Annotated in this window: 1 protein-coding gene; it reads left to right on the top strand. The window is 55.5% G+C overall.

The annotated features are described in order from the left end of the window. The coding region (locus AUR66_RS21535; protein ID WP_394326267.1) for a DUF3869 domain-containing protein at positions 1 to 1,188 on the top strand (1,188 nt) is incomplete at both ends.

Here is a 1,188-nt window from a genome sequence, read left to right as displayed (position 1 = left end):
CACAGGTGTTCGACGTCTCTTTCAGACACGACTCCTCGGGTGGGAGGCTGTCGTTCCTGCAGCGGCTACCTTGAGTGTGTTCATGGGTGTTGTGCTCCTCCTCTCGGCGATTGTTGGTGCGGTTGGCCCTCTTTCTGGTGTCGGTCAACAGACGATTACTGAACCTGATGCAATCCACCCGATTGCGAGTAACGTTCCTGAATCGTACACTTCGACGCTCCGGAGCCAAGGTGTCGACGTCAGCCCAGAAATTCTCCTGTTCGAGGTGTACAAGAATACGCCGTTTGTCACCAGAGGGGTCAACTACTCTGCGTACTCGTCACTTGCCCAGACGCAGCTTGTTGCTGGCAGAGCCCCACAATCTCCTGATGAAGCACTTGTTGGGTCTGACCTCATACAGGCAACTGAACTCGGTGTTGGTGAGACAATCGTCATTGGTGGGAGTACTACTCCCGGTCTCACTCGCGTTGAGATCGTAGGGGAATTCGAGGGGACTGGTATCCAAGATGACCAACTGCTTGTCTCACTCGATACTGCACGGCACCTCACGACCACAGGGCAGCAATCTGTGCAGTTCATCCGAACACGGGGTCTCCAAAGCTCTGGGTCAAATACATCCACAATCGTTGCCACGAGCGCATCAGTAACACAGCGTAACGGCGCTACCGGTGTCGTGGTTAGCGCCACAAACCTTGGGCTGAGTGAAGCAACTCGCAACTTCGCAGTACACCTCGGGGACAACACAGAACACACAGCACTCACGATTAATAGCCGGCGCTCAGAGTCAGTCTTCGTCTCTTTCGACGAAGTCGATGCAGGAACGCAGACACTCACAGTGGGTGGCATCTCGAAGACAGTCACGCTTGATGAGCGTGGGCGTGTCATTCAGCCACTGAACGTGGCTGCACCCACACAGATCCCTGTTGGTGCAAGCCCTCTCGTAATCGTTACTCGCGGTGGAGAGCCAGTTGCAAATGCAACAATCACGGTCAGCGACCGAACCGTCACGACAAACCAGAAGGGACGGGCTCGGTTACAATTCAACACGACTGGCTCGTCCGAGATCACAGCCACTGCCGGTGGCCAATCTGCGACAACGACTGTTTCAGTCACCGAAGACGCACGACGCGTGCCAACACAAACGCTCAGCGTCTCACCAACGGCCCCAACCCTGTTTACAAAGCCGAC

The sequence above is a fragment of the Haloferax profundi genome (assembly GCF_001469865.1).
Classification (GTDB): Archaea; Halobacteriota; Halobacteria; order Halobacteriales; family Haloferacaceae; genus Haloferax; species Haloferax profundi.
Note: the sequence above shows the minus strand (reverse complement) of the source record. Positions and strands in the feature narration are given on the sequence as shown.